Genomic DNA, 17,733 nt, shown 5'->3' with positions numbered 1-17,733 from the left:
GACACCGACACCCACGTAAGCTGCCCTCTTGAAAGTTGCTCTCCGCCGCTCATGTGATTCGATACTCCTCGACGGTGTCCACGTCGATACTGATGCCCAGACCGGGTCCCTCCGGGGCGGGGAGGCAGCCGTCGCTGACTTCGAACGGAGCCTCGATGACGTCTGCCTCCCAGCCGTAGTACGTCGAATCCGGGGGCAACGAAAAGCCCGGGATGCCGGTGAACGCGTGGAGGATCGCCGCGGTTCGAATCCCCAGATCGAACGCACAGTGGTGCGTAAAGGGAACACCGGCGTCTTCGAGGATGGCGGCCTGCTGTCGAATACCACTGATGCCGCCGGCCGGAGTCAGGTCGATAACGCCGACGTCCATCGCGCCGGCTTCGACGAGCGATTGCAGATTATGCGAGATGTACGTATCCTCATTCGGCGCGATAGGCTGGCGGAGTCGTTGCCGGAGTCGGGCAAGCGACCTGTGTGAGTCGACTCGAATCGGCTGCTCCATGTACTGCAGGTAGATTCCAGCGTCTTCGAGCATCGCGCCGACCCGAACTGCTTGGTCGAGCGTCCAGCCCTGGTTCGGGTCGAGCCGGAACTCTAGCTGGCCGTCGACTTCATCGTGCATCGCTTTGATTCGCTCGACGTCCTGTCGCCAGTCCCGACCCGCCTTCGTTTTGAGGACAGTGAAGCCGGCTTCGAGCGCTTCTCGGGCCTTGATACGGGACTCCTCGGGCGAGAGGATACCAAGACAGAACGCAACGGGGACAGCCGTCGGTGCAGTACTGTTGCCATCGACGGTTTGCCGGTGTTGCTGAGTGCCCTGTGTCGGTGCCGTCCACCCGCCGAGAAGTTCGTATACCGGTCTGTCGAGGGCTTTGCCGACGATGTCCCAGCAGGCTGTTTCGACCGCCGCAAAGAACATATCTACGTTCGTGTACTCGACGAACACCTGTCGTCGGAGCCGCTCGATTTCGAACGGCGACTGGCCCTCGATCATCGGGCCAACGCCGTCTTCGATAATGGATTCAGTGGCCGCCGGTGACAGGAAGACGCGCATCTCTCCCCAACCGCTAATCCCCTCATCTGTGTCGACACGGACGAGCACGCGTTCCATCGAGTGTAGTTTCCCGTGATTTGTCACGTACGGCCCGATACCGAGATGTTCATCCAAGTCGGCCAACGGTACATCTACAGTGACCGCTGACACGCCGGTTATCTCCATGCATCCCTGTCGTTCGGGAACCGATATCAAAGTACCGCTTGCCCCTATCCGCGCACCGCGTCGACGGCGGTTCCGACCCACTCCAGTGACTGCTCCGGGAGCAGTCCGTAATTATAGAACGAGAGCCGCGGCACTCCCTTCGAGTTGAGGGTCTGTACGATATCGACAACGGTCGCCTCGTCGTGGATGGCTGGATGGCCCGGCAGGAGACCGACGTGGAGTGGCACGTCATCGACAACTGTCTCGACGGCGTCGTACGCCTCTATGACCGCTTCGCTCGTCGACTCGTAAGCCGGAAGGCAGTAGTAATCGACATGGTTCGAGAGTGCCTGCAGGTCGGCCCCGACGACCCATTCGCGGCCGGGTTCCGGTGCGCCGACGTAGTAGCCAAGCGGCGTCGTTCCAGCGGCGTCAGCCAGTCTGGCGTACAGTGACGACAGCGTCTGTTCGCGGACATCGACGTATGCGGCGACGGTTTCGTGCTCCGCGAGCCAGCCTTCCGGCGAACGGTCGTGTGCCACGTCCCCGGCGACGATATCGTCCAGCGCGCCGGCTACCGTTTCGCGTGCCCGTTCAGCATCGACGCCCGCGGCCTTCGCATTCTCGCGACAGTGCGGGCAGAAGCACAGCCCAAGCAAGAATTCGCCGAGTGTGCCCAACTGCGCGTGGATCTTCTGATGATGCCATCCAAAGCCCGTTCCGTAGAAGTAATCGAACGTTTCCAGTTCGATCCGAGCGAACTCATCGCGGGACGCCAGATCCGAAACCAGCGCCGAGAGATACGTCTGGACCGCGGGCTGGGAGGGACACAGGCCGAAGATCAGGTCGTCACCGTGTGCCGATTCCAGCGTGTATTCGGGGTTGGCCATCCCGAGCCGGGAGTTGTGACAGCCGACTGTCCAAGAATTGAGTGAAAGCTCCGACAGGTCGGCGGCGATGTCGGCGACCCAGTCGCTGTCCATCTTCTCGTACGGAACTGGTTCGAGGTCGCCGTACTCCGGACCAGGCTCGAAATACGAACTCGCGCGGGCAAACAGCGTCCGTCGCTCCGGACTGTGCGGCGTGAACGCCTGCACAGTGTGATAGTTCGTCGCGAGGTTCAGCTCGTCGATGCCGATGTCACGCAGTCGCCGTTCCACCTCCGCTGGCCCTTCGTCCAGAAGGTCCCACGGGTACGCCCACATCGCGAATTCCATACGCGACCAACTATCGCGGCGATAATAAAAGTAGAGGCAGCTACTCTTTGACCGCGCCAGCCGTCATCCCTGCGACGATATACTCCTCCAAGAAGGCGAACAAAATCAAGAGTGGGATAATGCCGATAACAGACACAGTGAGCATCATCCGCCAGTCGGTCTGCAGCGCGCCGACCATCGAGAAGACCCCGCGCGGGATGTTGTACTTCGCACTGTCAGTGAGGAAGGTGAGCACGAACAGCAGCCGGTTCCAGGCGTAGAGGAAGGTGTAGGTGACACTGGCGACCAGCGCTGGCTTCGTGAGCGGGAGTACAATCTTCGTGAGGATTTGCAGTTGGCTCGCCCCGTCGATACGCGCAGATTCTTCGAGCGCGACGGGTATCGTCTTGAAATACCCGTACAGCATCCAGACGTTGAACGGGAGCGTGAACGCCGCCGCCGGGACGATCACAGCGAGATAGGTGTTGAACAGCCCCATCTGGGTGATAACGTCGAAGAGGCCGACGATCAACACGACCGGTGCGAACATCTGGACGACCAGCACGGAGAGGAGGAAGGTCCGTTTCCCCACGAAGTCGTTCCGAGCACACGAGTACGCGGCCGGTATCGCTAACAGGAGCGTCAACACGACCGTCCCAACTGAGATGATGAAGCTGTTCCCGACCCAGAGCAACACGTCGGTCTGTGTCCAGACCTGCAGATACGCCTGGATGCTGGGGTCGCTGGGAACCAGCGTTGCCGGCGCAGCGAATATCTCCGATTCTGGCTTGAGAGTGCTTGAGAACATCGCGTAGAACGGCAACATCATGAGCCCGAGCAGTCCGATCAGCACGCCATAGAGTCGGACTTTGCGGAGATTGCTCCGGTCGTGGCCTGCCATCGTCATAGCTCGTCACCCCCTCGCGTGTAGATGCGCAGGTAGATGATAGCGAAGACAAACAGGAACAGGAACCCGATGACGCTGTAGGCGGCTCCGCGCCCGAGGTTCCCGTTCTGGAGCCCCACCTGATAGATGTGGATGACGAGCGTCGCCGTCGAACTGATCGGGCCGCCGCCGGTCATCGTCCAGATGACGTCGAAACTGACGAACGTCCATATCGTCGACAGTAGCGTGGCAATCAGGACGACGCTCTTCAGCTGTGGGAGCGTGATGTACCGGAACTGATGCCACTTCTCGGCACCGTCGATGGCGGCTGCCTCGTACAGTTCCTGGGGTATCGACTGCAGGCCCGCGAGGAAGATAATCGCCATGAACGGTGTTCCGATCCAGATATCGGCTACGACGACGCCGAGCCACGCGATACTCGGGTTTCCGAGGATACCGATTCCCTGCTCGATGATGCCGAGTTTCAGCAAGATCGCGTTGAGATAGCCGAACTGCGGGTGCTCTATCCACCGGAACACTACAGCGGAGATAGCGTATGGAATCCCCCACGGAATGAGAAACGCCGTGCGGAAGAACTTCCGACCGCGGATGTCTCCCTTGAGGTGAACGGCTATCAGCAGTCCAAGCAGTGTCTTGCCCGCGACGCCAACGACGACCCAGCGACCGGTCTGCCAGAGCAGGCGGTAGAAGATGTCGCTGTTGAATATCTCGACGTAGTGCTGGAGCCCGACGAACGTCTCGATGTTCGAGTCGGCGGGTGACTGGTACAGTGACAGCCGAAACGTCTCGATAATCGGGTACCCGACGACGGCCAGCAGGAACACCGCTGCGGGGGCGATGAGAAGGTACGCCCGGCTGTTGCGCTGGACGTACGCCAATCCTCGTTCGAGACGTGAGTCGTCGGACGTCTCGGTGTATTCCTCTGCCAGACTCATCCCTGTCTGTCACTCCATGGCATCTTCGAGATCACTCTGGGCATCGTTGAGCGCTTTCTGCGGTGACTTCCGGTCCGCCAGTGCCTCCTGAATGGCCTGGACCATCCGGTCGTTGAATTCGCTGAAGTTGCTGAGCTTCGGCCGGGCACGAGCGTACTGTCCCGCCTCGACGAACGGCCCCCAGTTCTCCGAATCCGAGAAGTACGAGCGCTCACCGACGGCTTCGACGACGGGGAGGAACCCTTTCTGCTTCGAGTACTGGAACCGCCGCTCCTCGTCGAAGTAGAACCGGATCAGGTCCCGGGCGAGGTCCTTGTGCTCGCTCTGACTCAGGACGGCGAGCGTGTCGATAGTGAACAGGCTGTACCGGCCCTCAGGGCCACGCGGCACCTGTACGATGCCGTAGTCGAAGTCGACCTCGCCGTTTTCTTTTGCGGTGGTGATGTTGAGTCCCGTGTAGACGTGCCCGATAACCATCCCGAGGTCACCGTTCTCGAACAGCTGTCGGATGTCCTGCCGAGTCGAGGAGAGCGGTGACGACTGTGTGACGTTGTGTTCGAGGTGGAGGTCGGTGTACAACGAGAGGGCCTCGACAGCGCCGCTGGAGTTCACGACCGGCAGTCCCTCGTCGTCGACGAGGTCCGCGCCGTGTGACCAGTGGTAGTGGTAGTACTGCGACCCGGTCTCGATTGCGTCGGCCCCTGCAAGTCCCAGCGCTGGTACGCTCGCATCACTGTCACGGATCTGCGTTGCGGCATCCAGCATATCCTGCCACGAATCGAGCGACGGGTCTTCGGGGTCGAGCCCAGCCGTCTCGAAGACGTCTTTGTTGTAGTACAGGCACTTGTTCGAGGCGGCCCACGGCACGCCGTAGTGAGAGCCGTTGTACATCGTTCCTTCGGCCACGCCGTCGTAGAACTGCTCACCGAACTCCCCGTCCATCATGTCGTCGAGCGGTTCGAGCGCGTCCTTGCCTACGAGCTGTGGGATCCAGCGCGCCGGCCACCGACTGACGTCGGGCGCCTCGCCGCCGTCGACACGGTTGTTCACGGTCTGGCGTGCGTTATCCCACGTCACGCTGGTGAACTCTACGTCGACGTCGTGTTCGTCCTCGAAGGCCGCGTTGTTCTCCTCGAAGAACTGCTTGATGTTGTCTCCAACGCCCATCGTGAGGAACTGCACGCTCTGCGTACTGCCGTCGCCCCCGTCACCGCCGCTCCCACTGTCGCCGTCACCACCGTCACTGCCGCTCCCACCGTCGCCGCTACACCCGGCGATGGCGATGGCACCGCCTGCGCCGAGTGCTTGGAGAAGCTGTCGGCGGTCGATACTGTCCTCGACAGACCTGTCGTTGTTATCGGGCTGCATCATTAATGTCACCTACTTCCATGTACATAATTCTTTGTGTTCTGTGGCTCATTGGTCAGGAATTGCTCTCGTGAATCGCGGTCATGAGGGCCGCGAGTTCGTCGCCGATGACCGAGCGGATTCGTTCGCCTGTCTCGGCAGTCGCCTGCTTCGGCGTTCCGATGGCACCGGACGTGGAATACTCGTCGAAGGAACGATAAACGGCGACGTTGCCCCCGTCGAGCAGGTCCTGTCCACCCCATCTGTAGTGTTCGTCCATCGGTTCCCCGTCGCGGACCTCCGGGTCGCCCACGAGGTCCGGTCGGAGCGCAAGCATGAGGGACGTCTCGAACTCGCCGCCGTGGGCCATCCCCCCCGTCTCCGTCGTTCGGAGTTCCTCGATTCGATCCGACGCCAGGTGGAAGTACGTCGTTCCGAGTACTTCCGCATCGGTGTCGACGCCCACGGTACTCACGACGGCGTCGATGAGCGAACTGTTCCCGCCGTGGCCATTGACGAACAGCACCGCGTCGAATCCGTTCTGGATGCCAGCGTGTGCGATATCCTCAAGCGTTGCTCGTAAGTGTGCGAATTCGAGCGACAGGGTCCCACCGAACGACAGATGGTGTGGCGAGAACCCGCTCCATATCGGCGGCGTCACGACGACAGGCACGTCGTCCAGACGCTCGACAGCAGTGTCGACCATCGCCTCGACCAGGAGTGTGTCGGTGACGACCGGGAGGTGGTTCCCGTGCTGTTCGACGCTTCCGACGGGAATAACGAGAACAGAGCCCGGCTGTTCGCCGACACCTCGGATCTGACTCGCCGTCATTCCAGCCCACTCGCTCTCTTTCCGACCGATAGTATCGTACAACATGTTACGCTGATTCTGTCCGCTGTAGCTGGTTCAGTTCCACTCGCTCGCCGTCGGGACCGAACAGATGCATATCTTCCGTATGAAATCCTAACGCGATTTCGTCGCCCCGTTCCGGGCGGTACTCGCTATCGACTCGGGCTACGACTTCTTTCGACCCGTCTGCTGTCTCCAGATAGAGGAAATTGTCCGAACCCATGGGTTCTACGACGTCCACGACCGTATCGATGTACGACCCGGCGTCCTCGGCGACGAAATCCTCCGGACGGACGCCTAGCGTGTACTCCCCATCCGGAATATCGACGTTGAGCGTAAACTCCACACCTGCTGAGTGGACCGCCGTACGTCCACCGCTATTTGTCACGCTCACCTCGAAGAAGTTCATCGATGGTGACCCGATGAACCCCGCGACAAATTTGTTGTTGGGCTCGTCGTAGCAGCGCTCCGGCGGCGCAACCTGTTGGAGCTCACCCTGATTGAGAATCACGATCCGGTCCGCCATCGTCATCGCTTCCGTCTGATCGTGCGTGACGTAAATCGTCGTCACGTCAAGCTCTTCCTGAATCCGCTGGATCTCCGTACGCATCTGGGTCCGAAGCTTCGCATCGAGATTCGACAGCGGCTCGTCCATCAGAAACACCTCTGGGTCGCGGACGATAGCCCGCCCAAGCGCGACGCGCTGTTGCTGGCCACCCGAGAGTTGCTTCGGTAGGTCGTCCATGAGATCCGAAATCTCCAGTAGCTCGGCGGCCTCGGTTACCCGTTGCTCGATCTGATCATCGTACTCGCCTGACAGCCGAAGCCCGAAGGACATGTTATCGCGCACGGTCATGTGTGGGTACAGCGCGTAGCTCTGGAACACCATCGCAATGTTCCGGTCCTGTGGACGAACGTCGTTGACTACGTCCCCGCCGATAGCAATCTCACCGTCGGTGACTGTTTCGAGGCCGGCGATCATCCGAAGTGTGGTCGACTTGCCACACCCGGATGGTCCGACAACGACGACAAACTCTCCATCCTCGACGGCCAGAGAGAGGTCCTCAACTGCAAGGACGTTGTCGTCGTATACCTTGCTGACATTTGATAGTGTAACTTCGCTCATACCGAGTAGAAGAAGCATCGCAATCATCATTAATAAATGTTGGTAGTACCGGCACAGTCAGGCAGACCGATCACATCGAAACCGGCAGCGCCTTGCGGAGCAACGCCCGGTATGACTGCGTAGCCGGCGGTTCTGAACCGAGGCCCAAACGTCACACCCGTACGTACGACCTCATTCCGTGATACAGAAGACGGAGCAGAGAACTACTACTTCGCGGAAAATGGGATCTCAGAGCGGTTCCAATTCCTTTCAACCAGATTGAAAGCCACTTGTTGCGCTCGTGTGGAACAGACGAATGTCACAAAGCGACGTTAGAGTAACTGTAACTGCTGAATTAGGGACTGGATCTTACGTCCCACATGCTCGTGTGGTATGTTGTCACTCTTCGCGAGTGACAAGGCCGAGGAAAATAACATCCGTACTCATGTTAGAATAGACAACATCGGTGGATAGTACCACTTTCCAACGTGATTGGAAACATTTTGGCTCTCGGCGGAATCTATTTCACTCTGCAAAAAAAAGCGCATCCATGGCCTCGCAAAACAACAAAACGATCAGTGCGGTTGAGACAACGCTGGATATTCTCGCCGCGCTCGAAAAACGTGAACCGGTCGGTCTTTCCGATCTCGCGTCTCATCTGGATATACCCACAAGCACTGTGTTTATTCACCTCAACACACTCGTCCAGCGTGACTACGTCGTCAAGGAATCCGGGCAGTATCGCCGGTCTTTCCGCTTTCTGGAGCTGGGGGGCAGCGTTCGGCAGAGACTAGACATCGGTCGACTGCTTCGCAATAAAGTTGAGGAACTCAGCAGAGAGACCGGTGAGATTGCTGGTGCCGGCATCGAAGAGAACGGCCAGCGGGTCATCCTCTACAGGAGTTCAGGCGGAAAGGCTGCGGGCGACGAAATCCCTATCGGGAATCACACCGAGATGCACTGGACATCGCTGGGCAAAGTTATTCTGGCGCATCTTCCGGTCGAAAAACGAAACGAAATCGTTGCCGACCATGGACTTCCGAAAGGGACTGATAACACGCTGTCATCCCGGTCCGATCTCGAAGCGGCCCTCGAGCGAATCCGTGACCAGGGCTACGCGATAGACGACGAGGAGCATCTCAGGGGCGTTCGCGGTGTCGCCGTGCCGATATTCAACGACGAACAGGAGGTCATGGTCTCCCTCGGTATCACTGGGCCCAGAGATAGATTCACCTCTAGGTATATGGCAAATCTGTTAGAGATACTTCGATATACGAAAAACGAAATCGAAGTTCGAAGTCAGTACTACGAATACAGTACTATAGACGGATAGACGGGTGGCCGACGTTGAAAGACGTCGACCGCCCGGAGCCGGACCCGGATGGCGTCGTCGCTCAGGTCAATTCCTGCGGAGTCTGCCGGAGCGACTGGCAGGGCTGGGTCGGTAACTGGGACTGGTTCGACTACATATACAGACCACTGCCGCCCGCATCGCTCCCGTTACTCTCGAACTGGGCGGGAAGTCGCCGCTCGTTGTCTTTCCCGATGCGGACGTGGAAACGGCAGTCGACGCGGCCACGGCAGGCGTCTACTACAGCACCGGTGAGACCTGTGACGCATTGTCGCGGGCCATCGTCCACGAAGACATCCACGACGAGTTCGTCGACCGACTGATGACCCGGGCTGAATCGTTCACGCTTGGTGACCCCGCCTTGACTTGCCCGATGAAACACACTGTTCTGATTTGATAGCCAATCCTGGAGGCTCAATACAAATACTGAATTACGTATCACCTCTTGCGAGTATAAACATATCCAGCACAGTTCTTCTGAATATGCTCCGAACGAATACTGAGTTCAGACTGGTAGTTAGTATAAACGAAAAGATAGAACGAAAATTGGGAAATACCAGACCATACCTCTATGCTTGTACCTATACTATGGGTGAGTGTCTATATATCCGATTGCTTTCCTGCTTCTGTTTGGGTGTCGTGCCACGGGTTCCACGCTCGTGCTACGCCGCACTCGGCAACCACTCTGTTGTATCATCCGCTTCAGGCCCCATGGTTTCAATACGCTCTGTTATCTCATTCGGAAACAGTGACTCTCAGTCGCCACCGCACCTCACCAAGCAGTTTTTTCGGTGTTGTTCGGGAACTGCTCGCCAGACGCTCGCCACTCGAACTGACTGAGCTTCTCACTTCTATAGTAACAATTGAAACGATGTACACACTGATCGCACTGCCGCCGTGCGATCAGGTGTGCATTGATTTTCAATGGCTACTATAGCTCCGGTGCCGACTACGACAGTACGATGACCGAACGCTCATCCCCGCCAGAATGACACCACAGGCTACTGATTCCGATATTTCGGACACCGCTGCAGAGACACCTGTTCAAACAGCCGACTCGACGTGGTGGCTTGTAGCGGGTGCAAGCCTCATCTCGTTGGGACTGGCTGCCTACGAGATCGTCCCTGCAAGCGTGACACCACTCATTCAGGAGTCACTACAGGTCGGGCCGACAGCCGCCGGCCTCCTGGTCGGGGTCATGTTCGGCACCGCTGTCGTCGTCAGTCTCCCTGTCGGGGCTGTGCTGGACCGGACCGATTCGAGGACCGCGATGGCACTTGCGGTGGGCACGTTAGTCATCGCCGGGACGTGGGGCTGGCTAGCCGGTCGGCGTGGCCAGTACCAATCAATCCTCGCGTCGCGTGCACTGGGAGGAGCTGCGTATGTCATCGTCTGGAACGCCGGTATCGACATGGTGAGCCGGGCCGTCGACGGCTCCAACCGTGCGACAGCAGTCGGCATCTTCACTGCCAGTGGGCCGGTCGGCTTCGCACTCGGACAGGGAACGGGGCCGCTCATCGCCCAGCGGTTCGGCTGGCCGGCTGTCTTTCTGGCATTCATTGGCCCCGCCCTCGCGGGCTTGGCCGTCTTCTGGCCGGCGAGCCGCGGGCACGGCGGGAGCCGCGGCGATGCCCCGTCCCTGCAGGAATTCGGGGCAGTGCTCCGGAGCCGGAACGTCTGGCTCGTCGGTGTCCTCGGCTTCCTCGGCTACGCGCTGTACCTGTTCGTGAATAGCTGGGGCTCGTCGTACCTCACGCAAGGACTGGACTTCTCCCTGGCCGTAAGCGGACTCGTCGTTGCCGTGTTCCCCGCCGTTGGTGTGGTCTCTCGAATCAGCGGCGGGCTCATCTCGGACCGGGTCTTCAACGGCAGACGGCGACCGGTCGTGTTGTCGTCCTTCGGCCTTGCTGCGCCGCTTCTCCTCGGGTTTACGCAGTTTCGCTCGTTGCCACTGCTTGTTGCCGTCCTCCTGCTGATCGGGTTTGCGGTCCAACTGACGCTTGGCCTCTCGTTTACGTATGTTCGAGAGCTCGTTGATCCGCCCGTCGCTGCGACGGCGGTCGCGTTCCAGACCAGTATCGGCCTGGCAGGGGCATTTGTTGCACCGATCGCTGGTGGAGCCGTAGTAAACAGCGTCGGATTTGAGCCGGCGTTTTTATTGGCTGGCACGGTTGCTGTCGCCGGTATCATCGTCGCCTGGCAGGCCCCAGAACCGGAACGCCAGTAGGGTAGTACGGACGCAGTTCAGACTATGGCGACGGAATGCTGAGCCCAGATTCGCACCGTCTTCGGACAAACTGATTTGATGATGGTCTGTATATTGCGAACGAATGCCAGCCGAATCGTTCACACTCGCGGCCGCGCAGGTAGAGCCAGTCTACCACGACAAGGAGGGAACGCTGGACAAGACATGCCGGTATATCGAGCAGGCGGGACGGGACGGTGCAGACATCGTGGTCTTCCCGGAGACGTACTTCCCGGGGTACCCATACTGGCGAGGTAGCGTCTCTATCTCCAGATGGACCGACCTGATGGTGGACCTCCAGAAGAACAGTCTCCACGTCGACGACGAGGCTATCGAGGTACTCGGTGAGGCAGTCGCGGAGGCGGACCTCACACTCGTGCTGGGCACGAACGAAGTCAGTGACCGGCAGGGAAGCGAGACGCTCTACAATTCGCTGTTTTACTTCGACAGTACGGGGGAGCTGATGGGTCGACACCGGAAACTGATGCCGACCCACGAGGAGCGAGCCATCTGGGGCCGGGGCGACTCATCCAGCCTGGCCACGTATGAGACGGATGTCGGTTGGCTCGGCGGTCTCATCTGCTACGAGAACCACATGACGCTCTCGAAAGCGGCGCTGACCGCAATGGGCGAGGAGATACACGCCGCCGTCTGGCCCGGCTTCTGGGAACAACACGGTCATCCAGGGGACAAGACTCGAGCGGAGACGAGCGAGGCCGTGGATACCTGTGATATCTATCCCGCCATGCGGGAGTACGCCTTCGAAACCCAGTCGTTCGTCGCTGCGTGCTCGGCGTACATGAGCGACGCTGTTCCAGACGGTTTCTCTGAGGACGAACTCGGGTTCAACGTCGCCGCGGGCGGGAGTATGCTCATCAACCCGGCGGGGATTGTCAAGGCTGGTCCGCTGGTCGGTGAGGAGGGGCTCCTGACTGCCGAGTTCCAGGACGACGAACGGCGGGCGACAAAGGCGTACTTCGATGCGATGGGTCACTACACCCGCTGGGACGCAGTGAGCCTGTCTATCAACGACGAAACGTTGGCGCCCTCACAGCCGCGAGAACCAAGCAAAAATCCGGTCGCCGGAACCAGTTCACTCTCGGCAGCACAGGCACAAGCGGTCGCCGACGAGTACGACGTTCCTGTCGAGGCTGTCGAAGCGGTCGCTGATAAACTGACCGACTGACCACGATTAGTTATAGTAGCCATTGAAAATCAATGCACACCTGATTGCACGGCGGCAGTGCGATCAGTGTGTACATCGTTTCAATTGTTACTATAGGTACCCTCAAATAAACCACACATGCTACGCGGCTGAGTTACTTATTGTAACTGTCCGGAATCAGCACGACGCCGTGGAAGTCGAAGAGGTCGGAAACAGCCGCCTCGATACGACCGAAGTTCGGCGGTAGCGCGACTGCCGGTAGATAGAAATCGTCGTTTGAGAACTCGCTATCCGCGGTGGATTGGTTTTGTGGTTCACTCATATCAATACAATATACTGGGTACAGCCTTCTAAGCTCATTGTAGGATAATTACGGGTATTTATTACGCACAATTATAAACGATTGTTAATACACATTCCGATGGAGACGTGTGCTACTCGCCGAATTGGATGGTTCAATGACACATGTCTTCTGAGTTGTTTCTCGTTACTTCGTCGCTTAGACTGCGTCCGGAGACTCGTTCTCATTGGTGAAAACACAGTCTCGCTAACACGATCGGGGCCATTTGGGACGGCAGTCAGCTTTTTATTTTTGCCCTCGTGTGTGTACCTGTGCATGTAAACATTGACGTGGAGACCCCGCGTACATACAGCAGTTCACAGATGATGCCACTCCGTTGTCGAACTGGTATTCGTCTTTGACGCTTCGATTGTAATCTCCGTACCTAAAATGTCAATAACGACGAAAATACACATTGAACACGAACGCCTCGCTCTGGTTCCAACGTTACAGAACCTCGAAGACATAGCGATACGTGTCATCACACAGGGGAATACCGATCCAGGCTCCACCGTGTTTCCGTTCCTCATCGAGTATCGTGACAGAGACCGACTCGAAGAGATGCTCGATGCCGATCCGACAGTCCAGAGCTACGAACTCGTCGACTGGACCGACCAGACCGGCATATACTACATCGAACACACCCCCGAAACGAAACTCATCAGCTCAGTCGTCACGGATGTCAACGGATTTCTCGTCCATACCGAAACGAAGGGTAACGGATGGCTCGTCCGGCTCCTCCTCCCCGACCGAGAGGCACTCAACACGATCTGGGAATATGCCAACGAGAATGACATCTCGGTCGATATCATCGAAATCTACGGAAACACGGACACTGGCGGTGAGTCGTCATACGGATTGACCGATGAACAGCGGACCGCGCTGACAACCGCATACGAAAACGGTTATTTCGGAGAACCCAGGGATATCTCCTTGAACGAAGTCGCAGACGAAATCGGATTGTCCTCGACAGCGATGAGCGGCCGTCTCCGGCGGGGTATGCGGAACCTCATTGCAGCAACAATAATCGACAGAAAGGAGTGAGTCCACAGTTCCGCCACTGGGAGCGCTCGGAAGGCGTTCCAATCGTTTTACCGATTTAAACCAACTCTCGTGACATCGAATCGCATTTGAAACTGTATTCTGGAGTATGTGCACAAAACTATCAAAAAGAGAGTCATTGGGGCAGATCCTGAACCTATCTAACCGTGGTGTTTACTCGGATCGCCCGCTCGAATCCTTTTGACGGTAGACCGGTCGCAATGCTTTCGCGTCTTTGTTGTATCCCAACCACACGCTCAACGCTGTTGCGGCGAAGACAAGATACACGGGGAACAAGAGAACAAGTGCGTATCCAGCAAACACCGGTGTCAGGACGTCTAGCCAGTACAGTGTTGCAATCCCGGCGAGTCCACCGACCGCGCTCGCGATAATTCCCAGGCGAAACGCCTGAGCAGCGGCGGGACCGGGCGACAGGTGAATCGTATCCATACGGCGTTTTATATGGCTGGTACCTCATAAGTCGCGCGCGAGATACGCTATCAAGGTCCGGGCTAGCATTGGTGTGGCGACATCCCACTGGTTCAGATCCAAACGGCAGGATTCCAGTTCCAGAATACGACTTGCTGTCACTTGAAACAATGTCCGTATAGTAGCCATTGAAAATCAATGCGCACCTGATCGCACGGCGGCAGTGCGATCAGTGTGTACATCGTTTCAATTGTTACTATAGCTCGGGCAGCGGATTTGATGCGTCGGTTTCGAGCGGTGGCCTCGCTCGTCGGTGGGATAGACTTATTACCAGCAGCCCGACAAAGAGGTACGTATGAAACTCTCGCTGATCGCCGCCGTTGCGACTAACGGCGTGATCGGTGCCGGCGGCGACATTCCGTGGCAGTATCCCGAGGATCTGATACATTTCAAACAGACGACTATCGGTCATCCGGTGATTATGGGCCGGCGTACCTTTGAGAGCATCCGCCGTGATCTCGACGGCCCACTCCCGGAGCGATTGAACATTGTTCTGACTACGACGCCGCGTCACCTTCCTGACAGTGTCACGGCTGTCACCTCGACGACGGCGGCGTTGACCGAAGCGGCCAACAGCGGCGCATCTACGACGTATGTCATTGGCGGCGCTACTGTGTACGAGCAGTTTCTCCCAAAGGCCGACGAGCTAATCCTCACCGAACTAACGGCAGCGTTCGACGGCGATACGGTCTTCCCGACCGTCGACTGGTCGCGCTGGTCCGAGACGGAACGAACGATACACAGCGACTTCGACATCGTCAAATACACCCGAGTCAGCAGTGACCCGGACTGATATCTGCCGAACAGTCACACCAACCGCTCGGTCGTGTTCCGTGCCGGTCGTTTCGTACTACAGCTACCAGTTTCAGCCGAGTAGCGAGATACCAGATACTGTTGAATATTCATGTTCTGGGGCTGTTAAACAACGGTTTTGAGTGTCGAAATTGCCCGCAAAGTCCCTCCCGCATATAAACCCCAGAAGCAAGTAACAATATCCTTTATTAGTATTTCACATCTTCTTTCATAGGCATGACCGGTAACGAGGAACATCCTAACCATCCCAGTGTCGACCAGTCAGATCGGACTGTCCCCCGTAACCTCCGCCAGACTGGTGACCCCAACATCGAGATGTTGGTGTCAACGCGCGTTCGAAAGTCCCCGTTCTTCCACAAGTCGTTCAACGAGGAGGGTGCCTGGCGGGCAACTGTCTACAACCGCCTCTATCACCCGCGCGGTCTCATCGAGCCCGAGGACGGCGGCGTGATGAAGGAGTACGACGCACTGACTAACACCGTCACCCTCTGGGACGTCGCCGTAGAGCGCCAGATTCGGGTCAAAGGGCCCGACGCCGAGGCGCTGACGAACTACGTCGTCACCCGCGACGTGACAGGTATGGACGCCATGGACGGAAAGTACGTCATCCTCTGTAACGAGGACGGCGGCGTCCTGAACGACCCCGTTCTCCTGCGCCCCGAGGAAGACGAGTTCTGGTTCTCCATCTCGGACTCGACGCTGATGCAGTGGCTGCAGGGCGTCAACGTCGACAACGACTTCGACGTCGAAATCGATGAGATCGATGTGGCTCCGATGCAGATCCAGGGCCCGAGGGCGCTCGACGTGATGGTCGACGTCGTCGGCGACAAGGTCAAAGACGTCCCGTACTACGGCCTGATGGACGCCGAAATCAACGGCTGTGATGTGTTGATCAGCCAGACCGGCTTCTCGGGTGAGAAAGGCTTCGAGGTCTACGTCAAAGACGCGATGGAAAACGCCGAACAGGTCTGGGACCCCGTCATGGAGTCCGTCAAAGACCACGACGGTCGCCAGATCGCACCGGGACACCACCGCCGGATCGCCGCCGGTATCATGTCCTGGGGCCAGGACCTCGACCACGAGACCTCGCCGTTCCAGGTCAACCTGGGTTACCACGTTCCCGACGACAAGGAGGCCGACTACATCGGCAAAGAGGTCCTCGAAGAGCAGAAAGACCAGATCGAGAACGGCAACTACCCGTTCGAGCACAAGCTCATCGGCCTGAAGATCGCTGGCGAGCCGATCCGTGACTACGCCCCCGACTTCTGGCTCATCTCCGACCCGGACACGGGCGAAGAGTGTGGCTACCTCACCTCGCCGTGGTGGAACCCGGATCTCGAAACCAACATCGGGATGGGATTCGTCCCGGCCGAGAAGATTCAGGAAGTCACCGACACGCCGCTCAACGACGAGATCTACGACGAGGAACTTGATCTGGAGTTCCAGGTCCATCTCCCCGACGAGTACGCCGACGAGCCCGGTGAGCCGGTGTTCGCGACCGCCGCGAAAGTGCCGTTCAAGGAGTCTGTCAACCCGAGCGCCCGTGAGCAGGCGAAGCTCAACGCCCGGAAAGAGGCCGAAAGCGACGACTAATCCCCACTCCGTCTGTCCCAGCAGTCCGCACACCCACCTGTCGTCCGCCGCTATTTTACCTCCCGACTGCCGCGCCCGGTTTTCACTGATACCGTTGTAGCCCTCCGCCCACTCTCCTGCAGTTCCGCGGCCGTATAGATGCTACCCGGAAAATCTCACTTCACGTTTCTTGCTGGACTGCGTCGGGGATACGCTGGCCACGGCATGACACGCTGGCAGTCTCTGCCAGCGAGACGGTCGAAAACAGGTACTTGTAGCTGGGTGGCCCGAGGACGGACAGTAAGTAGATCGGTTTCAGGAGTCGAGACGGTTGTGCCGCCATTTTTCCGTATCAGGCGTCTGATTGAACGTGTAGATGTGGACGCCGCGGATGTTGTACTCGTCGTCTCCGACGTAGGGCGCGAGGCCGTCGATGAGTTCGTCGGGTTCGTAGGTCCCGCGGGAGCCGACCAGTTGCTTGACGAACCCGAGAATGCCCGTCGTCTTCCTGAGGAACTTGATCGAATCACCGACACCGACCTTTTGAGAGATTTGCATCAGGCGCTGGTAGTTCATCACGCCCGGGATACCGACTTCGACCGGGAGTTCGATACCGCGAGCACGGATGTCTTCGACCCACTCTACCACGGTCTCCGGGTCGTAACAGAGCTGGGTGACGATGTACGTCGCGTACGGCTCTTTCTGTGCCATCGACTCCGCCAGCGTCTCGTCGTCGATGAAGTCGTGGCCCTCGGGGTAGCCCGTGATTCCGACTTCCTCGAAGGAGTATTCGGTCTCTGCGAGCGCTTCGAGCAGGCCGTGCGCCGACTCGTACTCACCGGCCGGTTCCTCGCGGTCACCTCCTGGGACGAAGATGTCCGTGATGCCTGCCTGCTCAAGTCGCTCTGCAATTGCTTCGAGTTGCTCCCGGTCCTCCACATACCGGGCCGCGATGTGTGGCACGACATCGTACCCCATTTCGGCAGCTTCCTCCGTCTTTTCGACGGTTTTCTCGATGCCGAGTTGTGGTGAGGTCGTGATTGCGATCGTCGCATTGTCGGGGAGGTGGGTAATCTCCTCGTCGAAGCTCTCGAACGGCATCAGTTCGAACCGGGCGCTCGTCAGCAGCGTCCGGACACCCTGACTGTCTGAGACAGCGCGTGTTCCGAGGGCCATGAG

Annotated in this window: 16 protein-coding genes and 1 pseudogene; 7 read left to right on the top strand and 10 right to left on the bottom strand. The window is 58.4% G+C overall.

Going from position 1 to position 17,733, the window contains the following annotated elements; all coding sequences use genetic code 11:
- Positions 1 to 49: 49 nt before the first annotated feature.
- The 7 genes from AV929_RS18780 to AV929_RS18750 are packed head-to-tail and all read right to left on the bottom strand — an operon-like array spanning position 50 to position 7,559.
- Positions 50 to 1,219 (bottom strand): mandelate racemase/muconate lactonizing enzyme family protein, encoded by a 1,170-nt coding sequence (locus AV929_RS18780; protein ID WP_014031205.1) that lies wholly within the window; start codon positions 1,217 to 1,219, stop codon positions 50 to 52.
- 44 nt (positions 1,220 to 1,263) lie between these two features.
- On the bottom strand, positions 1,264 to 2,415 hold the full coding sequence (locus AV929_RS18775) for a hypothetical protein (protein WP_064288992.1): 1,152 nt from the start codon (positions 2,413 to 2,415) through the stop codon (positions 1,264 to 1,266).
- Between the two features lie 40 nt (positions 2,416 to 2,455).
- Positions 2,456 to 3,301, bottom strand: coding sequence for a carbohydrate ABC transporter permease (locus tag AV929_RS18770; RefSeq protein WP_008312256.1), 846 nt, complete (start codon positions 3,299 to 3,301; stop codon positions 2,456 to 2,458).
- Complete coding sequence (locus AV929_RS18765; protein WP_050006943.1) at positions 3,298 to 4,236, bottom strand: carbohydrate ABC transporter permease; 939 nt, start codon at positions 4,234 to 4,236, stop codon at positions 3,298 to 3,300. Before AV929_RS18765 ends, AV929_RS18770 begins: the two co-directional genes overlap by 4 nt.
- Before the next feature lie 9 nt (positions 4,237 to 4,245).
- Positions 4,246 to 5,604: a sugar ABC transporter substrate-binding protein gene (locus tag AV929_RS18760; protein WP_064289118.1), complete on the bottom strand. Its 1,359-nt coding sequence runs from the start codon at positions 5,602 to 5,604 to the stop codon at positions 4,246 to 4,248.
- Between the two features lie 55 nt (positions 5,605 to 5,659).
- Positions 5,660 to 6,460 carry a creatininase family protein gene (locus AV929_RS18755; protein ID WP_014031200.1) on the bottom strand — a complete coding sequence of 267 codons (801 nt, stop codon included), beginning with the start codon at positions 6,458 to 6,460 and terminating at the stop codon, positions 5,660 to 5,662.
- 1 nt (position 6,461) lies between these two features.
- A complete protein-coding gene (locus AV929_RS18750; protein ID WP_044952877.1) occupies positions 6,462 to 7,559 on the bottom strand; it encodes an ABC transporter ATP-binding protein in 1,098 nt (365 codons plus the stop codon).
- Positions 7,560 to 8,088: 529 nt separating this feature from the next.
- Between AV929_RS18750 and AV929_RS18745 the strand changes: the two genes are divergently transcribed.
- From AV929_RS18745 to AV929_RS18730, 4 genes and pseudogenes are all read left to right on the top strand, one after another.
- The gene (locus tag AV929_RS18745) at positions 8,089 to 8,871 is read left to right on the top strand and encodes an IclR family transcriptional regulator (protein WP_064288991.1); all 783 of its coding nucleotides are present in this window, start codon (positions 8,089 to 8,091) and stop codon (positions 8,869 to 8,871) included.
- A 136-nt stretch (positions 8,872 to 9,007) separates the two neighbouring features.
- Positions 9,008 to 9,247, top strand: a pseudogene (locus AV929_RS21545) (aldehyde dehydrogenase family protein); the annotation flags it as partial.
- 630 nt (positions 9,248 to 9,877) lie between these two features.
- The gene (locus AV929_RS18735; RefSeq protein WP_064288990.1) at positions 9,878 to 11,116 is read left to right on the top strand and encodes an MFS transporter; all 1,239 of its coding nucleotides are present in this window, start codon (positions 9,878 to 9,880) and stop codon (positions 11,114 to 11,116) included.
- A gap of 103 nt (positions 11,117 to 11,219) precedes the next feature.
- The gene (locus tag AV929_RS18730; protein ID WP_064288989.1) at positions 11,220 to 12,320 is read left to right on the top strand and encodes a carbon-nitrogen hydrolase family protein; all 1,101 of its coding nucleotides are present in this window, start codon (positions 11,220 to 11,222) and stop codon (positions 12,318 to 12,320) included.
- 133 nt (positions 12,321 to 12,453) lie between these two features.
- Here the strand turns inward: AV929_RS18730 and AV929_RS22505 are convergent, their stop codons facing one another.
- On the bottom strand, positions 12,454 to 12,621 hold the full coding sequence (locus AV929_RS22505; RefSeq protein WP_014031193.1) for a hypothetical protein: 168 nt from the start codon (positions 12,619 to 12,621) through the stop codon (positions 12,454 to 12,456).
- 408 nt (positions 12,622 to 13,029) lie between these two features.
- Here AV929_RS22505 and AV929_RS18725 point away from each other — a divergent pair, with 408 nt between their 5' ends.
- A complete protein-coding gene (locus tag AV929_RS18725) occupies positions 13,030 to 13,683 on the top strand; it encodes a helix-turn-helix domain-containing protein (RefSeq protein WP_064288988.1) in 654 nt (217 codons plus the stop codon).
- A 171-nt stretch (positions 13,684 to 13,854) separates the two neighbouring features.
- Here AV929_RS18725 and AV929_RS18720 read toward each other — a convergent pair whose 3' ends face one another.
- Positions 13,855 to 14,130, bottom strand: coding sequence for a hypothetical protein (locus AV929_RS18720; protein ID WP_014031191.1), 276 nt, complete (start codon positions 14,128 to 14,130; stop codon positions 13,855 to 13,857).
- A gap of 334 nt (positions 14,131 to 14,464) precedes the next feature.
- Here AV929_RS18720 and AV929_RS18715 point away from each other — a divergent pair, with 334 nt between their 5' ends.
- A complete protein-coding gene (locus AV929_RS18715) occupies positions 14,465 to 14,962 on the top strand; it encodes a dihydrofolate reductase (RefSeq protein WP_050006942.1) in 498 nt (165 codons plus the stop codon).
- Between the two features lie 236 nt (positions 14,963 to 15,198).
- Positions 15,199 to 16,575 carry a glycine cleavage system protein T gene (locus tag AV929_RS18710; protein WP_014031189.1) on the top strand — a complete coding sequence of 459 codons (1,377 nt, stop codon included), beginning with the start codon at positions 15,199 to 15,201 and terminating at the stop codon, positions 16,573 to 16,575.
- Positions 16,576 to 16,869: 294 nt separating this feature from the next.
- On the opposite strand, the gene AV929_RS18705 is transcribed toward AV929_RS18710, so the two are convergent.
- Positions 16,870 to 17,730, bottom strand: coding sequence for a methylenetetrahydrofolate reductase (locus tag AV929_RS18705; RefSeq protein ID WP_064288987.1), 861 nt, complete (start codon positions 17,728 to 17,730; stop codon positions 16,870 to 16,872).
- Between the last annotated feature and the right edge of the window lie 3 nt (positions 17,731 to 17,733).

Source organism: Haloarcula sp. K1 (assembly GCF_001647155.1).
Classification (GTDB): domain Archaea; phylum Halobacteriota; class Halobacteria; order Halobacteriales; family Haloarculaceae; genus Haloarcula; species Haloarcula hispanica.
The sequence above is the reverse complement of the archived record's forward strand: the minus strand, read 5'-3'. Positions and strand labels throughout refer to the sequence as shown.